We start from the raw sequence: 15,808 nt of genomic DNA, 5'->3' as shown, positions 1-15,808 counted from the left end.
GCGCGTGTCGGCGTCGACCTCCTGCAGGAAGTTCTTCGCGAGCATCGCGCCGACCACCTTGGCAGCGGCGCCGCCGCGCAGGCTCTCGGGCAGCGGCAGTGCGATGCGGTCCTCGCGCTGTGCGGCGGCGCTGAGGATGATGGCTTGGGTGTCAGAAAGCTTGGTCATGGGATCGTCTCCGTATTCGGGCCCGCGTCATGCGGCGCCTCCTACGACCCCGAGCCGCGCAGGGCGCGCGGCGGGAGTTCCGGCAGTGCCGGAGATCAGCGGGCGTGCTCGCCCTCGCCGAAGGCGCTGTCGGTGATGCGCTTCAGGAGGCTGGCGTAGTGTTCGAGGGTGCCGACATGGCCCCAGTTGATCTCGTCGGGGTGGGCGTTGAAGTGGTCGTCGCTCAGCGTCTGCAGCCGGGCGAGCATCTCGTCGATCTCGGCCTTCTTGCCGATGAAGGCCGCGAGCGCGGCTTCCTTATTCCGGCGCGCCTTCTCGGCGCGGAGTTCGTGGCGCGGGGTGGTGATCGGGTTCAGGCGCGTGGTCATCGTGATGGCTCCTTGGTGAGTTGCATCGTCCTTCTGAACGGACGTTCGCTCCGGTCGCGCTGCTTATCAACTCGATAAGAACATGATTTCGATAGATAATCGGAGCCGTCGATGCAGGGCATGAGCGAGCGCCAGTACGCCGCGCATGTCGGGCTGTCGCGGGGCGCGATCCAGAAGGCCAAGGCCGCCGAGCGGCTGGTCCTCTATCCCGACGGCAGCATCAACGCGGCCGCCAGCGACGCCAGACGTGCCGAGACGACCGACCCGTCCAAGACCCGCAAGCCGCCCACGCCGAAGCTGAAGCCCGTCCCCGAGGCGGCCGTGGCCGCTGTTGGCGACACGCTGCGTGAACAGGGGCTGGCAGTCCCGGCCGTCGGCGGCGGCACGACCTTCCTGCAGGCGAAGACCGCGAACGAGGTGCTGAAAGCGCAGGAGCGGCGCATCCGGCTCCAGAAGCTGAAGGGGGAGTTGATCGAGCGGGCCCGCGCGCTGGCGCTGGTGTTCCGGCTGGCGCGGGAGGAACGGGACGCGTGGGTGAACTGGCCTGCACGCGCGGCGGCGCTGATGGCGGCCGAACTGTCAGCCTCGTGCGCCGACGTGACCGGCCAGCAGATCACCGTGGAGCCAGCCGCGATGCAGAAGGTCCTGGAGAAACATGTACGCGCCCACCTCGACGAACTCGCCGAGGTCCGGCCCGACTTCCGGTGACGATGATGGCCTGATCGACTTCGACGGCGCGGGCGAGATCCTCCGCGCCTGGGGCAACGGGTTGCGGCCCGACCCGGACCTGACCGTTTCGGAATGGGCGGACCGGCACCGGATGCTCTCGGGGCGGGCTTCAGCCGAACCGGGGCGGTATCGCACCGTGCGCACGCCCTACATGCGCGAGATCATGGACCGGCTGTCGCCGGGGGATCCCACGCAGCGGATCGTGTTCATGAAGGCGGCGCAGGTCGGCGCGACCGAGGCGGGCAACAACTGGATCGGGTTCGCGATCCACCAGGCGCCGGGTCCGATGCTGGCGGTCCAGCCGACCGTGGAACTGGCCAAGCGCAACTCGCGCCAGCGCATCGACCCGCTGATCGATGAAAGCCCAGAGCTGCGGGAGCGGGTGAAGCCCGCGCGATCCCGCGATGCGGGCAACACGATGCTCTCGAAGGAGTTCGCGGGCGGCATCCTGATCATGACGGGCGCGAACTCGGCGGTCGGGCTTCGGTCCACCCCGGCGCGCTACATCTTCCTCGACGAGGTCGACGCCTATCCCGCCTCGGCCGACGAGGAAGGCGATCCGGTCACGCTCGCCGAGGCGCGCTCCCTGACCTTCGCCCACCGGCGCAAGGTGCTGCTGGTCTCGACGCCCACGATCCGGGGGCTGTCGCGCATCGAGCGCGAGTACGAGGCCAGCGACCAGCGTCGGTTCTTCGTGCCGTGCCCACAATGCGGCCACGCACAATGGCTGAAGTTCGACCGGCTGCGCTGGCAAAAGGGCCGCCCGGAGACGGCCGAGTATCACTGCGAGGGCTGCGACGCGGCAATCGCGGAACACCACAAGACGGCGATGCTGGAGGGCGGCGAATGGCGGGCGACCGCCACGGCCGCCGATCCGACCACGGTCGGGTATCACCTTTCGGCGCTCTATTCGCCGATCGGCTGGCTGAGCTGGGAGCGGATCGTGCGGTCATGGGAAGCAGCCCAAGGGTCGGACGAGGCGATCAAGGCGTTCCGCAACACGATCCTCGGCGAGACATGGGTCGAGACCGGGGAAGCGCCCGACTGGCAGCGGCTCTACGACCGGCGCGAACGCTGGAAATCCGGCACGGTGCCAGCAGGCGGGTTGTTCCTGACAGCCGGAGCCGACGTGCAGAAGGACCGGATCGAGGTCGATGTCTGGGCCTGGGGTCGCGGCTTGGAAAGCTGGCTCGTCGATCACGTCGTCATCGAGGGCGGGCCCGACCGGCACGACGCCTGGTCGGAGCTGACCGCGCTGCTGGACAGGTCCTGGCCGCATGAACGCCGCGCGCATCTCAGGATCGCGCGGCTCGCCATCGACACCGGCTACGAGGCCCCGGCGGTCTATTCCTGGTCGCGGGCGCAAGGCTTCGCGCAGGTGTCGCCGGTCAAGGGCGTCGAGGGGTTCAACCGCTCGAGCCCGGTGTCGGGGCCGACCTTTGTCGACGCGACCGAGGGCGGCAAACGCCTGCGGCGCGGGGCGCGGCTCTGGACCGTGGCGGTCTCGACCTTCAAGGCCGAAACCTACCGCTTCCTGCGGCTGGCACGCCCGACCGAGGAGGAGATGGCCGACGGGGCGGCGTTCCCGCCCGGCTCGGTGCACCTGCCGCACTGGGTCGAGAACGAATGGCTGAAGCAGTTCGTGGCCGAGCAGCTGGTGACGGTGCGCACCAAGCGCGGCTTCGCCCGGCTGGAATGGCAGAAGCTGCGCGAGCGCAACGAGGCGCTGGATTGCCGGGTCTACGCCCGCGCAGCCGCCTGGATCGCGGGCGCGGACCGCTGGCCCGACGAGAAATGGCGCGACCTCGAGGATCAGCTCGGGGCCGCCCCCACCGACACCGATCCCGCCGGGCAGATCAACCGGCCGGGACAGGCCCCGCAGGGCAAGCGCCGCTCCGACTGGCTCGGGCGGCGGGAGGGATGGTTCTGAACATGATCGACTGGACGGAAACCGAGCTTTCGGCGCTGCGCCGGGCCTATGCCAGCGGCACGACGCGCGTCAGCTATGACGGCAAGTCGGTGGATTACGGCTCGGCCGAGGATCTGCTCGCCCGCATCCGGACCATCGAGCGCGCCATCGCGGGCTTCAGCCGCCCGCTGCCCGTGGCGGGGCTCGCTGGCTTCTCGCGCGGGGATCGCTGATGTCGGCGACCTGGTTCGACCACGCCATCGCCACGGTGGCGCCGCGCATGGCGGCTCGGCGCGTGATGGCGCGTCAGGCATTCGAGACGCTGACGCGTGGCTATGACGGCGCGGCGCGCGGGCGACGGACGGACGGCTGGCGCGCGCCGGGATCCTCGGCCGACACCGAAATCGGCGTCGCCGGGGCGCTGCTGCGCGACCGCATGCGCGATCTGGTGCGCAACAACCCGCATGCGGCCAAGGCCGTGGCGGTGCTGGTCAACAACATCATCGGCGCGGGCATCATGCCCCGCGCCGCTAGCGGCGACGACAAGCTGGACCGGAAGGTCGATGCGCTCTTCGAACGCTGGACGGCGGACTGCGACGCCGATGGCCAGCTTGACTTCTATGGCCTGCAGACGCTGATCTGCCGGGAGATGGTCGAGGCGGGCGAGGTTCTGGTGCGCCGCCGCCTGCGGCGCGCGAGCGACGGCCTGCCGGTGCCGCTGCAATTGCAGGTGCTGGAAGCCGACTTCCTCGACGCCACCAAGTCCGGAGCCCTCGGCGCAGGGCGCCTCGTGCAGGGGATCGAGTTCGACCCGGTCGGGAAGCGCCGGGCTTACTGGCTGCATGCCGAGCATCCGGGCGACGCCTACGGGGCCTTGCAGAACGGGTTGCAGAGCCGCCCGGTCCCCGCGACCGAGATCGCCCATGTCTACGAGAAGCAGCGCACGCAAGCGCGCGGCGTCCCCTGGGGCGCGCCGGTGATCCGGTCGTTGCGTGATCTCGACGACTATGAAGTGGCCGAACTGGTTCGCAAGAAGACCGAGGCCTGCGTCACCGCCATCGTCTTCGGCGACGACGAGGCGCAACAGGGCATCGCGCCCTCCGTGGTCGATGCCGACGGCAACCGGGTGGAACAGTTCGAGCCGGGGCTGATCGCCTATGCCCGCGGCGGCAAGGACATCCGCTTCAACCAGCCCTCGGCGACGGGCGGCTACGGCGAATACAAGCGCGCGAGCCTGCACACGATCTCGGCAGGCTTCCGCGTGCCCTACGAGCTGCTGACGGGGGACCTGTCCCAAGTGAACTACTCCTCGATCCGGGCGGGTCTCGTGGAGTTCCGCCGCCAGATCGACGCCGTCCAATGGCAGCTGTTCATCCCGATGTTCTGCGCCCCGGTGTGGCGGTGGTTCACGGAAGCCGCATGGGCGGCGGGGCAGATCCCGTCGCCGATCGTGCCTGTGGAATGGTCGCCGCCGAAGTTCGAGGCGGTCGATCCGCAGAAGGACGCGATGGCGAACCTGCTGTCCATCCGCTCGGGCACCATGACGCTGGCCGAGGTGATCGCCCGGCAGGGCCGCAACCCCGACGCCGTGCTGGCCGAGATCGCGGCGACCAACGCCAAGCTCGACGCGCTGGGGTTGGTCCTCGACAGCGACCCTCGCCGCGTCACCAAGACCGGCAGCGCACAATCCAAAGACGGGGCCAGCGATCCGGCGAACGATCCGGCCGCCGACGAACCAGACGCCGACGACCCGACCGCCGACGCGGATACAGACCCGGCGCAGGCCGACCAACAGGACTGACCTTCATGGACACGATGATCGAACTGCCGGCCATGCGCCGGTCGGCGGAGCTTGCGCCGAACACGGCCGATGCCGACAACCGCACCGTCGAGGTGGTCTGGTCGGCCGGGGCTCGCGTCCGCCGTGCCACCTTCTTCGGCGAGCCTTATGACGAGGAACTCAGCCTCGACCCGGCCCATGTCCGGCTCGACCGGCTGAACGCGGGCGCGCCGTTCCTGAAGGTGCACGAGCTCGACACGCTCGACGCGGTGATCGGCTCGGTCGTGCCGGGCTCGGCCCGGATCGAGAACGGTCGCGGCATCGCCTTGGTCCGGATCAGCGAGCGTGCCGATGTCGAGCCGATCTGGCGCGACATCCAGGCGGGGCACATCCGCGCCGTCTCCATCGGCTACCAGGTCCACCGGTTTGATATCTCGAAGCCTGATGGCGCCCGCGAGCTCTGGCGCGCGGTGGACTGGACGCCCTTCGAGGTCTCCGCCGTCGCGGTCGGAGCCGACCCAGCAGCGGGCTTCCGCGCCCAGCACCCCCTTCACGACTGCGTCCTCCACCGCCGGGACGCCCCTTCCACCACGAAAGGACCGATCCCGATGACGGACACGACCCAGACCCCGGCGAGCGACGCCGCAACCCCCGCCAACACCCAGCCGACCGCGCCGGTCGAAACCGAGGACACCCCCATGACCGAGCCGAAACCGGCTGCGCCCGACCCGAAGGTCGCGGCCAGCGAGACGCGCAGCCAGAAGACGCAGGTAACTCCCGCGCCCGATACCGAAGTGGTCGCCACCCGCGCCCGCGAGGCCGAGCGCGACCGCGTCTCCACCATTTACGATCTGGCCGGGCGGCTGAACCTCGAGCGCGGCTTCGCCGAGGATCTGGTCAAGCGCGGCGTCAGCATCGACGAGTCCCGCCGACTGATCCTCGACCAGGTCGCCGCGAAATCCGACGAGACCCGGAACTTCCCCCATGTCTCCGTCCCGCTCGGCGGCCGAGACGAGTGCATCACCCGCCGTGACGCGGTGGCGAACGCACTGCTGCACCGCTACAGCCCAACGCTGTTCCAGCTCGAGGACGCCGCGCGCCAGTATCGCGGCATGACGCTGCTGGAGCTCGCCCGCGAAAGCCTCGGCAATGCCGGGGTCAACACGCGCGGCCTGTCGCGTGACGAGGTGGCGACGCGCGCGCTGCACTCGACCTCGGACTTCCCCGAGATCCTGTCGGCCGTCACCAACAAGACGCTGCGGCAGGCCTACGAGGCCTATCCCCGCACCTTCATGCTGTTCTGTCGCCAGGTGCTGGCGACCGACTTCAAGGCGATGCATCGCGTCCAGCTCGGCGAAGCCCCGCAGCTGCTCGAGGTCGGCGAAAGCGGCGAGTTCAAGCGCGGCACGCTGGGCGAGAGCAAGGAGAGCTACAAGGTCAAGACCTATGGCCGGGTGGTCGCCATCACCCGTCAGACGCTGATCAACGACGATCTCGACGCCTTCACCCGCATCCCGGCGATGTACGGCAACTCCATCGCCCAGCTGGAGTCGGACGTGGTCTGGGGCATCATCACCGCCAACCCGGCGATGGCCGACGGCAATGCGCTCTTCCACACCACCCACAAGAACCTGGCAGGCACCGGCGCGGCGCTCGATGTCAGCAGCGTCGGAGCGGCGCGCGCGGCGATGGCCAAGCAGACCGGCCTCGACAAGAAGACGGTGCTGAACGTCCGGCCTGCCTTCCTGATCGTGCCGGCCTCACTGGAACTGAAAGCCGAACAGCTGGTGGCCCAGAACCTCGTGCCCGCCGCGACGTCCAGCGTGGTGCCGCAGTCGATCAGGACGCTGGCGCCGATCAGCGAGCCCCGGCTCGACGCCGCCAGCGAGACCGCCTGGTATCTGGCGGCCAGCCCGAACCAGATCGACACCATCGAGTACGCCTATCTCGAGGGCCAGCAGGGCGCCTATATCGAGACGCGCAACGGCTTCGACGTCGACGGGGTCGAGATCAAGTGCCGCCTCGACTTCGGAGCCAAGGCCATCGACTGGCGCGGCCTCTACAAGAACCCGGGCGCGTAAGGCGCGCTTCCTGAACCCTGACACACGGGCGGTCCTGACGGGCCGCCCTTCGTCTTTCCACGAGGATCCCCATCATGAAAACCTACGTCCAGCCCGGCAACACCATCACCCTGACCGCGCCCTATGCCGTCGCCTCCGGCGATGGCCTGCTCGTCGGCTCCATCTTCGGCATCGCCGCGGGTGCCGCCGCCATTGGCGAGCCCGTCGAGACCGCGCTCGTCGGCGTGTTCGACATCACCAAGGTCGGCTCCCAGGCGTGGACGGTTGGCGCCAAGGTCTATTGGGACGACACCAACAAGCGCACCACGACCGTCGCGACCGACAACACCCTCATCGGCGCGGCCGTCGAGGCGGTGGCGAGCGGCGCCGGCGACACCATCGGCCGGGTGCGCCTGAACGCGACGTTCTGATGTCGGCCTTCGCCGCCGCCATCGGCGCGCTCTTCGCCGATCCGAACATCGGCCGGGACGCGGTCTACATCGCCGACGGCGGTACACCCGTGCTGGTGCGTGCCGTCGCCCGTCGCGCCGACGCGGTCACCGACTTCGGCGACGCGCGGCTCTGGTCCGAAACCACCCGGATCGACCTGCGCGTGGCCGAGGTGGCGAACCCGCGTCCCGGCGACCGCATCGAGATCGACGGCGACGCCTTCCTCATACAGGGCGAGCCGGTCCGCGACCGCGAGCGGCTGGTCTGGACCGTCGACCTGAGGCCCGCGTGAAACTGAAGCTCGACATCGATCCCGACATCGTCGCGATGATGGCGGCCGAGGTCGCGGCGGGTGAACGGGCCGTCACCGCCGCCATTCGCGAGGCCGGGACTGGGCTGAAGACGGCGTGGCGGTTGCAGATCACCGGCGCGGGGCTTGGTACACGGCTCGCCAACTCGATCCGGAGCCAGAACTTCCCGAGGTCGGGCGAGAGCCTTGAGGCTGCGGCGCTGGTCTGGTCGAAGGCGCCGGTAATCGTCGGTGCGCATGACACCGGGCCGCTGATCCGATCGAAGAACGGGTTCTGGCTGGCGATCCCGCTGCCCGCGGCGGGCAAATCCCTGCGCGGCGGCCGGATCACCCCCGGTGAATGGGAGCGGCGACGCGGCCTCCGCCTGCGTTTCGTCTATCGCCGGACGGGCCCCAGCCTGCTGGTCGCCGAGGGGCGGCTGAACACGAAAGGCCAGGCGGTGGTGTCGCGGTCGAAGACCGGGCGCGGAAAGGTCACTGCGCCGATCTTCCTGCTGGTGCCGCAGGTCAAGCTGCCGAAGCGGCTGGATCTGGCGCGGGATGCAGACCGGGCGTTGGACAGCGTGCCGGGGCTGATCGTGGCGAACTGGGTGGGGGGTAGGTTGTGATCGCATCGATGCGCAATCTTGCTCGGCAGCCACGAAACCGACGGCTCGGGTTACCCCGCGCAGCACGACAGCTTCGCGACATCCTTGTCGAAGGTCTGCGCGGCGAGCTTCAGCCCCTCTACCGTGGTCAGATAGGGGAAGATCGTCTCGCCGAGCGCCTTTGTCGTCATGCCGAACTTGAGCGCCATGGCGAGCGTCTGGACACTGTCGGCTCCCTCCGGCGCCATGATCACGCCGCCCAGGAGGCGGTCGGTCGCCCGGTCCGCGACGAGCTTGATCAGGCCGCGCGTGTCGCGGGCGGCGAGCGCGCGGGGCACGTTGTCGAGCGTCAGCACACTGGTCTTGACGTCATGACCCGCGGCGCGCGCCTGCGCCTCGGTCAGCCCGACGCCGGCGACCTGCGGATCGGTGAACACCACCCACGGCATCGCGGCGTTGTCGTAGCGCTCCGCCCCGCCCAGAACGGCGTTGCGGGACGCGAGCTTGGCGCCATAGGCGGCCATGTAGACGAACTGGTCGCGGTCGGTCACATCGCCCGCCGCGAAGATGCCGGCCTTCGTGGTCTGCATGTCGTCGCCCACCCGGATCGCGCCACGCGCGTCGGTCTCGACGCCCATCTCCGCGAGGCCCAGCCCCTCGGTGTTGGCTGCGCGTCCCGTCGTCAGGACGAGGCGGTCGGCCGTCAGATCGCGGTCTGCGCCGTCCACCGTCACCGTCAGGACCGCACGGGCCCCGTCGCGCCGTGCGGCGTCGTAGGTCGCGCCATCGACAACCGCGACGCCCTCGGCGCGCAGCGTCTCCGTCAGCGCCCGGGACACCTCCGGCTCTGTGCGCGGCAGCAGGCGCGAGCGGCAGACAATGGTGACGCGGGTGCCCATCCGCGCCATCATCTGCGCCAGCTCCACGCCGATGTAGCCGCCGCCGAGGAAGATCAGGCTTTCGGGCAACCGGTCCAGCTCCAGCAGCGACGTGCTGTCGAGCGTTGGTGCGTCCTGGATCCCAGGGATGTCGGGCACGGCGGGTCGGCCACCGGTCGCGACGATCACCTTGGGAGCCGTGATCCTGCGCCCGCCGACCTCGACCCCGCCGAGGACGAGACGCGCCGGACCCTCGTCGAGATAGGTCACACCGCCGTAGCCCGGCAGCAGATCGGCGTACTTCTTCTGGCGCAGTGTCGCGACAAGATCGTCCTTGGCCGCAATCAGCGCCGACCAGTCGGCGACCTGCGCCTCGCTGTTCAGGCCCGGGAACCGATGTGCTGTCTGCGCACCGTGCAGGGCTTCCGCGGCCCGGATCATCGTCTTGGAGGGCACACAGCCCACGTTCACGCAGGTCCCGCCGATGGTGCCATGGCCGATCAGCGCGACGCGCTTGCCTCCCTCGGCGGCGGTGATCGCGGCCGAGAACCCGGCCGATCCGGCGCCGATCACGGCAAGGTCGAAATCGCCCTTGGGCGCGCAGCAATCGTCTTTCATCAAGTCATCCATCCGTTCGAGTGGTCTGGCGCCGCTGCCGTCTCCAGACCGCGTACACGGTCAGCGCGACGAAAAAGGCGAGCGCGGGCAGCAGAACGTAGTCGAGCCAACCCAGCCAGGCCGACAGGCCCACGGCACCCAGAAGCACCACCAGCACCGGAGTGAAGCAGCAGAGCGCCGCGATGACGGTGCCGACGATCCCTGTCGCGATCAGCTTGCGGTCGGACTGCTCGGTCATCTCGTCAGCCCGCGACACGCGCCGGGTAGCCTGCATTGGCCGACGCGGTCGCGATGGCGTCGGCGCTCGTCGCGGCGGTGTCGAAGATCACCGTGGCGGTGCGGGCATCGAAGTCGATCTCGACGGCGCGCACGCCCGCGACGCCCTCCATCGCACGCTTCACGGTGACTGGGCAGAGCGCGCAGGTCATGTTGTCCACCGCGAAGGTGACGGTCTGCTCGGCGGCGACGGTCTGCGCGGCAACAGGGATGGCGGTGATCGGCACAACGGCGGTCAGGCCGAACAAGGCGAGTGCAAGGATCTTCTTCATGTGGATGTCCTTTCGGGGTCAGTAGAGAAGCGGGGCCCACCAGTCGATGGTGAGGGCTGCGAGAACGAGGATCAGGGAGGCCCAGAGAGCCGACTTGGTGATGCGCGCCGATGCTGGCCTTGCGCAGTAGGAACCGGGTTCGCAGACGGTTGGCTTGCGGAAATAGACCTGCCAGAAACCCGCCGCGATGAAGCCGAGCGCGATCACGGCGAAGATCGGCTTGTAAGGCTCCAGAGCCGTCAGGTTGCCGATCCAGGCGCCCGAGATGCCGAGAGTCAGAAGCACCAGCGGCCCGATGCAGCAGGCCGAGGCGAGAAAGGCGCCCACCACACCGCCCGCCGCGAGCCAGCCCTTTCGGGCGGGGCGATCCGCGCCCGTGCTGTCCGTTCTGTCGTCTGTCAGCGCCATGTCGCGCACCTCTCGTCTGTGATTGACGATGGGTGTAGGGTCTGTAGCAACTACAGGCTCAAGAGGAAACTTGCCCATGACCGATCACGAGCGCGAGAGCGGCTTCACACGCGGCGACCTGGCCCGGGCGACCGGCTGCAACATCGAGACGATCCGCTATTACGAGAAGACCGGCCTGCTGCCCGACCCGCCCCGCACGGACGCCGGCTACCGGGTCTATTCCGCCGCACACGCCACACGCCTCCGCTTCATCCTGCGCGCCCGCGAACTCGGGTTCTCGATGGAGGACATCCGCGGGCTGATGGGGCTCGGCGACGGCGCCGCGCCGACCTGCGCCGAGGTCAAGGAACGGACGGAGCGGCACCTTGCCGATGTCCGCGCGAGGATCGCGGATCTTCGGCGTATCGAATCCGTCCTCGCTACAACTGCATCCAGGTGTTCGGGCGCCGAAGTCCCCGATTGTCCGGTGCTCGACGCGATTTCCAACTCGGCCGACCCATGACACCTCGCGAAACCATCCTCGTCGCGCTGCACGCGCGGCTCTCGGCGCTGCCCGCCACCGCTCTGCGCGGGGACGTGCTGCCCGAGCGCATGCCGGTCGAGGGCCTGATGATCCTGCGCGATGGCGAACCAGGTGCGCCCGAAGTCACGCTGTCGCCGCTGCGCTATCACTACCAGCACCGAGCCGAGATCGAGGCGGTCGTTCAGGGTGCCGATCGCGACGCCGCCTTTGACACGCTGACCGCCAGCATCGGCGCAGCGCTCGCCGCCGACCGGACGCTGGGCGGGTTCTGCGACTGGGTCGAGGCCGAAGCCCCGCGCCCGGTCGATCTGCCGGTCGAGGGCGCGGCGAGTCTGAAGGCCGCCGTTATCCCGGTCGTGCTGCACTATTCCACGGCCGACCCGCTGGCCTGACCCAACCGACCACAGGAGACGAACATGGCACGAGCCCAAGGGGCGCGAGCGCTGATGGCGCTTGCGTTCGAGACGACCTATGGAACGCCGCCCGTCAGCGGCTTCACCCGCATGCCCTTCGCCAGCACGTCGCTCGGCGCGGAGCAGCCGCTGCTGAATTCGGAGCTTCTCGGCTACGGCCGCGATCCGCTAGCGCCGATCAAGGACGCCGTGACGGCCGACGGCGACGTCGTCGTGCCGCTGGACGCCGAGGCGTTCGGCTTCTGGCTGAAGGCAGCCTTCGGCGCGCCCACGACCACGGGCGCGGAGGCCCCGTACAGCCACGAATTTCAGTCGGGGTCCTGGACGTTGCCCTCGATGTCGATCGAGACCGGCATGCCCGAGGTGCCCCGCTATGCGATGTACTCGGGCTGCGTGCTCGACCAGATCACCTGGCAGATGCAGCGCTCGGGCCTGCTCACCGCGACCGCGCGGCTGGTGGCGCAGGGCGAGACGGTCGGCACCACGACCAGTGCCGGAACGCCCGCCGCACTGGAGTTGAAGCGCTTCGGCCATTTCAACGGGGCGATCACCCGGAACGGCACCGCCCTCGGCAATGTGGTCTCGGCCGAGATCACCTACGCCAACAACCTCGACCGGATCGAGACCATCCGCTCGGACGGCCGCATCGATGGCGCGGATCCATCCATTGCCGCGCTGACGGGCCGGATCGAGGTGCGCTTCGCCGACCAGACGCTGGTGACGCAGGCGATCAACGGCGAGGCCTGCGAGATGGAATTCGCCTACGTCCTGCCTTCAGGCGAAAGCTTCTCCTTCACCGTGCACGCCGTCTACCTGCCGCGTCCACGGATCGAGATTTCCGGGCCGCAGGGCGTCCAGGCGACATTCGACTGGCAGGCCGCGCGCGACAGCGTCGTCGGCCGGATGTGCACCGCCACCCTCGTGAATGACGTGGAGACGTATTGATGCTGACGCTCGACCTGACCAACGCGCCGCGCTGGCATGACCTCACCCCCGGCGTCCGGGTGCAACTGCGCCCGCTGACGACCGCCCTGATGGTCGCGACGCGCAGCGACCCCGCCGTCGAGGCGGTGCCCGAGGAGGCTTCCGACGAGGAGCGCGCCGTCGCCTTCGCCAAGGCGCTGGCGCGACGGGCTGTGCTCGGCTGGGAGGGCATCGGCGATGCCGACGGCAACCCGATCGATCCCACCCCCGAGGCCATCGACGCGCTGCTCGACGTCTGGCCGATCTTCGAGGCCTTCCAATTGACCTACGTGTCCAAAGGCCTGCTGCTGGAACAGGAAAAAAACGCCTCCGCGCTCTCGCCGAGTGGTCCTTCGGCGGGGGCGAGCGCTACTGCGAAGCCTGCGCGCAAGCGTGCGAAGACTGCCCGACGCGCCTGAACCGGCCGCTTACCCATGAGGGCTGGCAGGTCTGGGATCTCGTCGGCCGCCTCGGCGGTCAGTTGCGCGTGCTGCCCGGCGCGGTGGTCGGCTGGGACCTGTCCGCGGCCCTCGCTCTGGGAAATGCGCTCGGCGTCCCGCCCGCTGCTGCGGGTGAACTCTTGCCCGTCATCGAAGCGGTGATGGTGGCCAAGCTCAACGAAAAGATGGATCATTCCCATGGCTGAGAAGAGGGTCAGCGTCCGCCTCGCGGCCGTGGGCGGACGGCAGGTGCGCGCCGAACTCGAAGGCGTGGGCGAGGCCGGGTCGCGCGGCTTCGGACGGCTGAGCCGGGAGATGGAAGCCGCGAACGCCCGGCTCGCGGCCTTCTCGCGGCGGGTGCGGGTCGCGGCTGCCGCTGCCGTGGCCGCCGCAGCCGCTGCTGGCGTGGCGATGATCCGGTCCAGCCTGCAGACGGTCGATGCGCAGGCGAAGCTGGCGCAGTCGCTCGGCACCACCGTCGCCTCGATCCAGACGCTGGAGCGCGCGGGCGATCTGGCGGGCGTCTCCATGTCCGGCATCGAGCAGGCCACCAAGGATCTGACGCGCCGTCTCAGTCAGGCGGCCGCCGGGACCGGCCCTGCTGCCGACGCGCTCGACCGGCTGGGGCTTTCAGCAAATGAGCTGATCGCCTTGCCGCTGGACCAGCGCGTGGGCGCGATCAACGCGGCGATCGAGAGCTTCGTGCCTGCCGCCGAGCGCGCGGCGGTCGCGGGCCAGCTCTTCGGCGAGGAAGGCTCCATCGCGATGAGCCGGATCGACACCGCGACGCTGCGCCAGGCGACAGAGGACGTCCTCGCCTTCGGGGTTGTCGTCTCCGAGCAGGACGCCGACCAGATCGAGCGGACGAACGACGCCATCTCGCGGCTCGGGTTGGTCTGGCGCGGGCTCTCGAACCAGTTGGCGGTCGCAGCGGCACCTGCGCTGGAAGCCGTCGCCGATGCCATGGCGGCGGTGGCCAGCCGCACCGGGCCGCTCGGCATCGCGATCCGCGGTCTCTTGGACAACATCGGCCGCCTGACCACCTATGCCGCCACCTTCGCGGCGTTCCTCGCGGGACGTTGGGTCGCCGGCATGGCGGCTGCGGCGCTCTCGGTCCGGGGCCTCGCCACGGCGCTCGTTGTCCTGCGCGGGGCGCTGATCCGCACCGGCATCGGCGCGCTGATCGTCGGCGCGGGCGAGCTCGTCTACCAGTTCACCCGGCTCGTCTCCGGCGCCGGCGGTTTCGGAGAAGCGATGTCGCTCCTGAAGGACCTCGCGGTCGAGGTCTGGGAACGCATCAGTATGGGCGCGGCGGCGGCGGGCGCGGCCGCCACGGCGATGTTCTTCGACCTGAAGGCGGATGCCGCATCGGGCATGCAGAGCGCCATCGAGAGCGTGGTGGGCTTCGGCAACACGGCCGCGAACACCTTCGAAGGCGCCTACGAGGCGATCAAGGCGATCTGGGGCCTGCTGCCCGCCGCCATCGGCGATCTCGCGTTCCAGGCGGCCAACAGCCTGGTCGATGGCGTCGAGGCGATGCTGAACGGGGTGGTCTCGCGGATCAACGGCTTTATCGGCGGCATCAACCAGGGGCTCGAAGCGCTCGGGTCGGAGCGGCGCATATCGCTGGTTCCGGACCTCGACCTCGGCGAGATCGAGAACCGCTTCGAGGGAGCGGCGACTGCCGCAACCACGGCAGCTCAGGCGGCCTTCGATCGGGCCTTCGAGGACAATCCGCTCTCCGCGCCCGATCTCGGTCTGACCGAGGCGGCGAACAGGGCGCTCGAGTCCGCCAACCTTTACCGCGGCGCGGCGCGCGACCTGGCGGAGGGGGCCCGTGCGCCCCTCGAAAGCTGGCAGGCGCTGCGCGATGCCGTACGCGGCACCGACGAGGACGGCGCCGACGCACTGGCCGAGACCACCGCTGCGGCGGAGCGCCTGGAGACGTCCCTCGGCGACGCCGGGCGCGCCGCAACAGATGCAGGTGTGGCGGCCGGAGCTGCTGCTGCGGTAGCGGAGCCCGCGACCGACGCGGCCGTCACCGGCTGGCGGGCGGTCACCGCCGCGCTCTCCGACTACGCCAGCAAGGCCCGCGAGATCGGTGGCGACATCGGCCAGAGCCTCGTCGGCGCCTTCCAGTCGGCCGAGAACGCGGTGGGCCAGTTCGTGAAGACCGGCAAGCTCGACTTCCGCGATCTGGTGACGTCGCTGCTGGCCGATCTCGCCCAACTGGCGGCGCGGCGGTTCATCCTCGGGCCGATCGCCAATGCGCTCTCCGGCGTCTTCTCCGGGGCGGGCGGCATCTTCGCCAACGTCCTGCATGCGGGCGGGATGGTCGGATCGGCTGGACCCTCGCGGATGGTCCCGGCCATGGCCTTCGCCGCCGCGCCGCGGATGCATGGTGGCGGCATGGCCGGGCTTCGTCACGACGAGGTGCCCGCGATCCTGCAGCGCGGGGAACGCGTGCTGTCGCGGCGGGAGGCACAGAGCTACGGCGCGGGCGGCGGGGTCAACGTGACCATCATGGCCCGCGACGCCGAGAGCTTCCGGCAATCGCGAACGCAGGTCGCCGCGGATATCGCCCGCGCCGTGTCGCTCGGTCGGAGGGGCATGTGATGGCGTTTCACGAGGTCCGGTTTCCCGACAACATCAGCCG

Annotated in this window: 19 protein-coding genes; 14 read left to right on the top strand and 5 right to left on the bottom strand. The window is 69.6% G+C overall.

Translation table 11 applies throughout. The features are described from left to right. Positions 1-263: 263 nt before the first annotated feature. Complete coding sequence (locus JNC62_RS20770) at positions 264-536, bottom strand: hypothetical protein (RefSeq protein ID WP_028720222.1); 273 nt, start codon at positions 534-536, stop codon at positions 264-266. Positions 537-647: 111 nt separating this feature from the next. Here JNC62_RS20770 and JNC62_RS20765 point away from each other — a divergent pair, with 111 nt between their 5' ends. The 8 genes from JNC62_RS20765 (at position 648) to JNC62_RS20730 (ending at position 8,382) form a co-directional block, all read left to right on the top strand. Next, positions 648-1,244 (top strand): hypothetical protein, encoded by a 597-nt coding sequence (locus JNC62_RS20765; protein WP_028720223.1) that lies wholly within the window; start codon positions 648-650, stop codon positions 1,242-1,244. Beyond that, a complete protein-coding gene (locus tag JNC62_RS20760) occupies positions 1,192-3,195 on the top strand; it encodes a phage terminase large subunit family protein (protein WP_083548831.1) in 2,004 nt (667 codons plus the stop codon). Before JNC62_RS20765 ends, JNC62_RS20760 begins: the two co-directional genes overlap by 53 nt. Further along, positions 3,186-3,407: a phage head-tail joining protein gene (locus JNC62_RS20755; RefSeq protein ID WP_221288083.1), complete on the top strand. Its 222-nt coding sequence runs from the start codon at positions 3,186-3,188 to the stop codon at positions 3,405-3,407. The genes JNC62_RS20760 and JNC62_RS20755 overlap by 10 nt, the downstream gene beginning before the upstream one ends. Further along, positions 3,407-4,975 (top strand): phage portal protein, encoded by a 1,569-nt coding sequence (locus tag JNC62_RS20750; protein ID WP_123644170.1) that lies wholly within the window; start codon positions 3,407-3,409, stop codon positions 4,973-4,975. Before JNC62_RS20755 ends, JNC62_RS20750 begins: the two co-directional genes overlap by 1 nt. A gap of 5 nt (positions 4,976-4,980) precedes the next feature. Next, a complete protein-coding gene (locus tag JNC62_RS20745) occupies positions 4,981-7,035 on the top strand; it encodes a prohead protease/major capsid protein fusion protein (protein WP_062563542.1) in 2,055 nt (684 codons plus the stop codon). 74 nt (positions 7,036-7,109) lie between these two features. Beyond that, positions 7,110-7,445, top strand: a complete 336-nt coding sequence (locus JNC62_RS20740) for a DUF2190 family protein (protein ID WP_062563543.1) — start codon at positions 7,110-7,112, stop codon at positions 7,443-7,445. Next, positions 7,445-7,756 carry a head-tail joining protein gene (locus JNC62_RS20735; RefSeq protein ID WP_062563544.1) on the top strand — a complete coding sequence of 104 codons (312 nt, stop codon included), beginning with the start codon at positions 7,445-7,447 and terminating at the stop codon, positions 7,754-7,756. Before JNC62_RS20740 ends, JNC62_RS20735 begins: the two co-directional genes overlap by 1 nt. Next, the gene (locus tag JNC62_RS20730; RefSeq protein ID WP_062563545.1) at positions 7,753-8,382 is read left to right on the top strand and encodes a DUF6441 family protein; all 630 of its coding nucleotides are present in this window, start codon (positions 7,753-7,755) and stop codon (positions 8,380-8,382) included. Before JNC62_RS20735 ends, JNC62_RS20730 begins: the two co-directional genes overlap by 4 nt. Positions 8,383-8,432: 50 nt before the next feature. On the opposite strand, the gene merA is transcribed toward JNC62_RS20730, so the two are convergent. From merA to JNC62_RS20710, 4 genes are read right to left on the bottom strand one after another with little or no spacing between them, the layout of a single operon-like run. Continuing rightward, positions 8,433-9,857, bottom strand: a complete 1,425-nt coding sequence (gene merA, locus JNC62_RS20725) for a mercury(II) reductase (RefSeq protein ID WP_228189482.1) — start codon at positions 9,855-9,857, stop codon at positions 8,433-8,435. Between the two features lie 4 nt (positions 9,858-9,861). Further along, positions 9,862-10,095 carry a mercury resistance system transport protein MerF gene (gene merF / locus JNC62_RS20720; RefSeq protein WP_123644184.1) on the bottom strand — a complete coding sequence of 78 codons (234 nt, stop codon included), beginning with the start codon at positions 10,093-10,095 and terminating at the stop codon, positions 9,862-9,864. Positions 10,096-10,099: 4 nt separating this feature from the next. Beyond that, complete coding sequence (locus tag JNC62_RS20715) at positions 10,100-10,405, bottom strand: heavy-metal-associated domain-containing protein (RefSeq protein ID WP_062563548.1); 306 nt, start codon at positions 10,403-10,405, stop codon at positions 10,100-10,102. Between the two features lie 18 nt (positions 10,406-10,423). Then, a complete protein-coding gene (locus tag JNC62_RS20710) occupies positions 10,424-10,813 on the bottom strand; it encodes a mercuric transporter MerT family protein (protein ID WP_062563549.1) in 390 nt (129 codons plus the stop codon). Between the two features lie 76 nt (positions 10,814-10,889). On the opposite strand from JNC62_RS20710, the gene JNC62_RS20705 reads away from it, so the two are divergent. The 6 genes from JNC62_RS20705 (at position 10,890) to JNC62_RS20680 (ending at position 15,768) form a co-directional block, all read left to right on the top strand. After that, the gene (locus JNC62_RS20705; RefSeq protein ID WP_062563550.1) at positions 10,890-11,315 is read left to right on the top strand and encodes a MerR family transcriptional regulator; all 426 of its coding nucleotides are present in this window, start codon (positions 10,890-10,892) and stop codon (positions 11,313-11,315) included. After that, entirely contained in the window at positions 11,312-11,728 is a 417-nt protein-coding gene (locus tag JNC62_RS20700; RefSeq protein WP_083548833.1) for an acyl-CoA transferase, read from the top strand. The genes JNC62_RS20705 and JNC62_RS20700 overlap by 4 nt, the downstream gene beginning before the upstream one ends. A gap of 24 nt (positions 11,729-11,752) precedes the next feature. Next, positions 11,753-12,694 (top strand): phage tail tube protein, encoded by a 942-nt coding sequence (locus tag JNC62_RS20695; protein ID WP_083548834.1) that lies wholly within the window; start codon positions 11,753-11,755, stop codon positions 12,692-12,694. Continuing rightward, the gene (locus JNC62_RS20690; RefSeq protein WP_374841336.1) at positions 12,694-13,131 is read left to right on the top strand and encodes a phage-derived protein YdaY family protein; all 438 of its coding nucleotides are present in this window, start codon (positions 12,694-12,696) and stop codon (positions 13,129-13,131) included. Before JNC62_RS20695 ends, JNC62_RS20690 begins: the two co-directional genes overlap by 1 nt. A gap of 68 nt (positions 13,132-13,199) precedes the next feature. Next, positions 13,200-13,358 (top strand): DUF7697 family protein, encoded by a 159-nt coding sequence (locus JNC62_RS20685; protein ID WP_419181863.1) that lies wholly within the window; start codon positions 13,200-13,202, stop codon positions 13,356-13,358. Next, a complete protein-coding gene (locus JNC62_RS20680) occupies positions 13,351-15,768 on the top strand; it encodes a phage tail tape measure C-terminal domain-containing protein (RefSeq protein ID WP_093359546.1) in 2,418 nt (805 codons plus the stop codon). Before JNC62_RS20685 ends, JNC62_RS20680 begins: the two co-directional genes overlap by 8 nt. Positions 15,769-15,808: the final 40 nt, after the last annotated feature.

Source organism: Mycoplana ramosa, from assembly GCF_041930185.1.
Lineage (GTDB): Bacteria > Pseudomonadota > Alphaproteobacteria > Rhizobiales > Rhizobiaceae > Mycoplana > Mycoplana ramosa.
The sequence above is the reverse complement of the archived record's forward strand: the minus strand, read 5'-3'. Positions and strand labels throughout refer to the sequence as shown.